Genomic DNA, 5,262 nt, shown 5'->3' on the forward strand with positions numbered 1-5,262 from the left:
GCTGTAGCGTTTCACCCATGGCGTGCTCCGAGGGCTGCTGTCGGACTTGGTGTAGCAACTTGATTCTACAGAGCTTTCGCGGGCACGCCAGCCATTACCCCCGATTTCGATGAATAAGGCGGGATAAGAAGATTGAGAAGGATTGGTTTTTCCACAACCCCACTCGCGCAAATGTAGGCTCTTTGGGTATCGTTCCCGCTGTCCCAGACGATGCGATAACCAGCCCTGAGTACCAAGTCTGGCGATTAAAGGGGGGCTTTTTGCCCGACTTTATGGCCCTCATGATCAGGACCGAGTATTTTCTCGCTCTGGTTGCCTTCAATCGTGTCGGTGGGGTAAAGCAGAGGATGTATTATACCAATCTTGCGGAAATTCGCCTGCCAATGATTAGCGAAGCCGAGCAAAAAGATTTCGCTGAACGTCGCCGTGATGCGATCTTATCCATCGAGAAGGCAAGACGTTCCTTGGATGATACCGCCAAGGAAGTTGAACAGATGATTATCGGCACTGCAGCGATCGAAGCTGCCTAGTCGGGACCCCAGGGTTCCCAAACATTCCCAATAGCTTGAGGGGCCGTTTCGGGCGATTCTGTCGCCTATGCGGACCTTCCTCCATCGCCTTCTCGGCCTCGCGCGCACTCGCGGCTTCGACGCTGCGGGAGGTGGGCGGCGTTGGGAGGGAGCGCGGACGGTCGACGGGCTGAACGCAGCGATCCTCGCGGGCGCAACCACGGCGGCGCGGCGGGCCGGGTGGTATGCGCGGAACAACCCGTGGGTCGCGGCGGCGGTGGACAGCCTGGTCGGCAATGTCGTCGGCGCCGGGGTCAAGCCGCAATCCACCCATCCCGACCGCGAGGTGCGCGAGCGGCTGCAGGCGCTCTGGCTGCGCTGGACCGATCACGCCGCCCCGGACGGGCTCGCGGATTTCTACGGGCTGCAGGCCATGGCCGTGCGCGCGATGGTCGAGAGCGGCGAGAGCTTCGCCCGGCTGCGCGTCGCCGCAGATGCGGCCACCATTCCTCTCAACCTCGAGCTTCTGGATCGCGAGCAGGTTCCCATGGACCTGCACCGCGAGATCGGCGGCGGGGCGCGGATCCGCGCGGGCATCGAGTTCGATGCCGCCGGTCGCCGGGTCGCCTACCGGGTCTTGTCCTCCCGCCCGGGCGATCCGCTGGGGTCTCTCCGCATGGACCCGCTCCGCGTTCCCGCCGCCGATTGCCTGCACCTGTTCAAGCCGCTGGCTGCGGGCCAGCTGCGCGGCATCACCTGGCTCGCGCCGGTGCTGCTGCGGCTGCACGAACTCGACCAGTTCGAGGACGCGGCCCTCGTGAAGGCCAAGGTCGCGGCGCTGTTCACCGGCTTCATCACAGATCCCGACGGCACCGCGGGCGGGCTCTCGGGCACCAACACCGGCGGCGCGCTGACCGTCGGCATGGAGCCCGGCAGCCTGATCCCGCTGCCGCCCGGCACCGACATCCGGTTTTCCAACCCGACCGAGCACGACGCCTATGCGCCCTTCGTGAAGAACCATCTGCGCGCCGTCGCGGCCGGGCTGGGCCTGCCCTACGAGCTGGTCTCGGGCGACTTGGAGGGCGTCACCTATTCCTCGATCCGCGCGGGGCTGATCGAGTTCCGCCGCCGCGTCGAGCAACTCCAGCACAACGTGGTGGTGCATCTGTTCTGCCGCCCGGTCTGGGAGCGGTTCGTGCGCCTCGCGGTGCTGACCGGCGATCTGCCCGCGCGCGACTTCGACCGGAATCCGGACGCCTATCTCGCCTGCGAATGGCTGCCGCCGAAGTTCGACTACGTCGATCCGATGAAGGACGTGCAGGCCGAGATCATGGCGATCGGCGCAGGGCTCAAGAGCCGGTCCCAGGCGATCTCCGAGCGCGGCTACGACGCCGAGCAGGTGGATGCCGAGATCGCCGCCGACCGCGAGCGCGCGGAGGGGCTGGGGCTCGCCTTCGGCCAGACGGGGTCGCCGCAGAAGGAGGAGGCCACAGATGGCTGAGACCGAGATCGCGCTTTTCACGCCGATGGTGCCACCGGGCCGGTCAGCGGAAACCGTCCAGAACAGGAACGGTTTTCTCACTCGCCGCGCAACGCTGGCGCCCGCCACCGCCGACGCCGAAGCCCGCACCGTCGAGGTGATCTGGTCCACCGGCGCGCCGGTGCGCCGCCGCGACATGGCTGGCCCGTATATTGAGTGCCTCAGCCTCGCGCCCGAGGCAGTGGACCTCTCGCGCCTCGAAGGCGCCAGCGTCCTCGATGCGCATCGTCAGACCGCCGTCCGCGACGTGCTCGGCTCCGTCCGCAGCGCTGCCGTCGACGGCAGGCGCGGCACCGCACTCATTCAGTTCTCGGCCCGGCCCGAGGTGGAGCCGGTCTGGCAGGACGTGCTGGCGGGTATCCTGCGGCATGTCTCGGTGGGCTACTCCGTCGAGGATTGGGCCGAGACCACCGAGAACGGCGCGCGCGTGCTGACCGCCGTACGCTGGACGCCCCACGAGATTTCCCTGGTGCCGACGCCCGCCGACCCCGGCGCCCACATTCGCATGGAGACAGAGATGACCGAGACACCCGACACTGTTGCAACCGACAACACGGCTCAAGGCCGCCACGACATCGTTGAAGCTGGCAACGATGTGCGAAACCGCCGGTGCACCGTTCCCAACGGAAACGGTGCAACCAATCGCACCGAGGCCAATGGCGAGATCCGCTCCATCGCCCGCATCGCCGGGCTGGACCAGTCCTGGATCGACGGCCAAATCGACGCCGACGCCAATCCCGACGCCGCCCGCCGTGCAGCCTTTGACGCGCTGGCGAAACGATCCGCGCCCGCGATCCGCACCGAGCAGGTCCGCGTCGAGATGGGCCAGAGCCACGACGATCCCGCACTTCGCGCACGTCAGATGGGCGAAGCTCTGTACGCGCGGATCAACCCGCGCCATGAAATCAGTGAACCGGCACGCCGCTACGCCTACTCGACTCCCGTCGACATGGCGAAGGAACTGCTGACGCTCCGCGGCGAGTCCACCATGGCTCTCTCGCCCGCGAGCCTCGTCACCCGCGCGCTGCACACCAACTCGGATTTCCCGATCATCCTCGGGGACACCGTGGGCCGCGTGCTGCGCGACGCCTACCAGGCCGCGCCCTCGGGCATCCGCCGCCTCGGCCGCCAGACCACGGCGCGGGACTTCCGCGCGGTGAACAAGATCATGCTGGGCGAGGCGCCGCTGCTCGAAAAGCTGAACGAACACGGTGAGATCAAGGCCGGCACGATGGCCGAGGCCCGGGAGGCCTACAAGGTCGAGACTTGGGCGCGGAAGATCGGCATCACCCGGCAGGTGCTGGTCAACGACGATCTCGGCGCCTTCGCGGACCTCGCCCGCCGCATGGGCCAGGCCGCAGCCGAGACCGAGGCGCGCATCCTCGTCACCCTCCTCGAGGCGGGCAGCGGCAACGGGCCAACCCTGTCGGACGGCAAGACGCTGTTCCACGCCGACCACGGCAACAAGGCGGGCACCGGAGCCGCGATCTCCGACGCGACGCTCTCGGCAGCACGGCTGGCACTCAGGACGCAAAAGGGCATCGAGGACCGCACGATCCGCGTGACGCCCCGCAACCTGCTGGTGCCGCCCGCGCTGGAGACCACGGCCGAGAAGTGGCTGGCGTCTATCGCGCCTGCGACGGCGGCCGATGTGAACCCGTTCTCGGGATCGCTGTCGCTGGTGGTTGAGCCGCGCCTGTCCTCGGCCACGCGCTGGTACGTCACCGCCGACCCCGGCGAGATCGACGGGCTGGAGTTCGCCTATCTCTCTGGCGCCGAAGGCCCGCAGGTCGAGAGCCGCTCGGGCTGGGACGTGGACGGCGTCGAGATCCGGGTGATCCTCGACTTCGGGGCGGGCTTCATCGACCACCGCGGCTGGTTTATGAACGCCGGGGCATGACGTGGCCGACCTCGCCCAGCTCACCGCCTGGCGCGACGCCCTGATGGCCGCGCGCTACCGGGGCGTCCGCACCGTCGAATACGACGGCAAGCGCGTCACCTACTCGAGCGACGGCGAGATGGCCGCCGCGCTCGCGGACCTCAATCGGCAGATCGCAGGGGCGACCGACCGCATCTCGGTCGTCCGCATCCAATCCTCGAAAGGGCTCTGACCATGCGCAACTACCTCCAGAACGGCCACATCGTCCGCGTCACCACGCCCACCGGCGGCATCGCCTCGGGCGACGCGCTGATCGTGGGCAATATCTTCGGCATCGCCGCCTATTCCTCGGCCGAGGGCGACCCGGTCGAGCTCTCCACCACCGGCGTGTTCCAGTTGCCGAAGGCCAGCGCGACGGCGCTGACGGTCGGCGCGCGCGTCGCGTGGGACAGCACGGCCAAGCAGGTCAACACGCCCGCTGCGGGGCGCTTCCCCATCGGCGTGGCAGTAGAGGCCGCGGGGAGCGGCGTCACCAGCGTCGCGGTGCGGCTGGACGGGGTGGCAACGGCGGCGGCGTGACAACCTCTCGTCAACTCAGTCCCGGAGCGGGCCAGTCGTGAAATAGGTGATAACCCGCTCCGAGAGTTCCTCGATCTCCGCTTCCGTGAAGCTGACGGCTTCGCAGATGTGGTTCATGGCAGGCCACCAGCGATTGTTCAGCAGTTGGTCAAGGCGCTGAGGCAAGATTGTTTTCTTGGCCTCCTCGGTCAGATGAGGCGGGAGGAAACAGAGGGTGATGGCCTGCAACCCGAGGTAGCTCTTGCTCAGGAAGAAGAGCCAGAATGGAAATTCGCCGTCGAGTCGATGGACGAACTCCCGCACTTCCGGGATCTCAAAAACTTCGCGGCTGTCGTCGTTGTAGCCGTGGAACGCGACGTCCAATCGCTCGAAGCGATCACGGATCATGTCGATAGACGCGATGCAGCTCTGCAGGGCCGATAGGGATGGTTGGATGTCTCCCGCCTCGACTTCGTCTCGCGAGATCACAATCACAATCGGGTCGAGTTCGTCCGGCAGCAAGAACGGCACCTTCACATAGACTTATCTTACTAAAGGATAGCAGGGCAGACGCGCAGCGGCGAGCGGCTACCCGAAGCGCGTCGATTGGACGCTCAGCTTTGGTGCTCACCTTCATCCCGCAGTATTCACCCCGCAGTATTCACCGAATGCGTCTGAGCGGCGGATTTGGCGGTCGTGGGCCGGTCGTGAGGACCGGTCGAGGGTTGTGCAGACCCTCCCGAGCGGCGCGACGCCTGTTGACGGTGCGCGTGGGC

6 protein-coding genes are annotated in these 5,262 nt (G+C 66.7%); 5 read left to right on the plus strand and 1 reads right to left on the minus strand.

The window, feature by feature from the left end; all coding sequences use genetic code 11:
* The first annotated feature begins 281 nt into the window (after positions 1-281).
* The 5 genes from DLJ49_RS21570 to DLJ49_RS20740 all read left to right on the plus strand — a co-directional run bounded on the left by DLJ49_RS21570 (position 282) and on the right by DLJ49_RS20740 (position 4,507).
* On the plus strand, positions 282-530 hold the full coding sequence (locus tag DLJ49_RS21570) for a hypothetical protein (RefSeq protein WP_147277384.1): 249 nt from the start codon (positions 282-284) through the stop codon (positions 528-530).
* Between the two features lie 67 nt (positions 531-597).
* A complete protein-coding gene (locus DLJ49_RS20725) occupies positions 598-2,010 on the plus strand; it encodes a phage portal protein (protein WP_115395413.1) in 1,413 nt (470 codons plus the stop codon).
* Positions 2,003-3,949 carry a prohead protease/major capsid protein fusion protein gene (locus DLJ49_RS20730; RefSeq protein ID WP_369932929.1) on the plus strand — a complete coding sequence of 649 codons (1,947 nt, stop codon included), beginning with the start codon at positions 2,003-2,005 and terminating at the stop codon, positions 3,947-3,949. The genes DLJ49_RS20725 and DLJ49_RS20730 overlap by 8 nt, the downstream gene beginning before the upstream one ends.
* A 1-nt stretch (position 3,950) precedes the next feature.
* Positions 3,951-4,160 (plus strand): phage head-tail joining protein, encoded by a 210-nt coding sequence (locus DLJ49_RS20735; protein WP_115395414.1) that lies wholly within the window; start codon positions 3,951-3,953, stop codon positions 4,158-4,160.
* A gap of 2 nt (positions 4,161-4,162) precedes the next feature.
* Positions 4,163-4,507 carry a DUF2190 family protein gene (locus tag DLJ49_RS20740; RefSeq protein WP_115395415.1) on the plus strand — a complete coding sequence of 115 codons (345 nt, stop codon included), beginning with the start codon at positions 4,163-4,165 and terminating at the stop codon, positions 4,505-4,507.
* A gap of 15 nt (positions 4,508-4,522) precedes the next feature.
* Here DLJ49_RS20740 and DLJ49_RS20745 read toward each other — a convergent pair whose 3' ends face one another.
* Positions 4,523-5,023, minus strand: coding sequence for a chlororespiratory reduction 6 domain-containing protein (locus DLJ49_RS20745; protein ID WP_115395416.1), 501 nt, complete (start codon positions 5,021-5,023; stop codon positions 4,523-4,525).
* Positions 5,024-5,262: the final 239 nt, after the last annotated feature.

The organism is Rhodovulum sp. 12E13, from assembly GCF_003340565.1.
Lineage (GTDB): Bacteria > Pseudomonadota > Alphaproteobacteria > Rhodobacterales > Rhodobacteraceae > HLUCCA09.

Excerpts from the sequence above, each read along its gene's own strand:
- DLJ49_RS21570 (WP_147277384.1), top strand. The coding sequence starts at position 282 with ATGATCAGGACCGAGTATTTTCTCGCTCTGGTTGCCTTCAATCGTGTC.
- DLJ49_RS20740 (WP_115395415.1), top strand. The coding sequence starts at position 4,163 with ATGCGCAACTACCTCCAGAACGGCCACATCGTCCGCGTCACCACGCCC.
- DLJ49_RS20725 (WP_115395413.1), top strand. The coding sequence starts at position 598 with ATGCGGACCTTCCTCCATCGCCTTCTCGGCCTCGCGCGCACTCGCGGC.
- DLJ49_RS20730 (WP_369932929.1), top strand. The coding sequence starts at position 2,003 with ATGGCTGAGACCGAGATCGCGCTTTTCACGCCGATGGTGCCACCGGGC.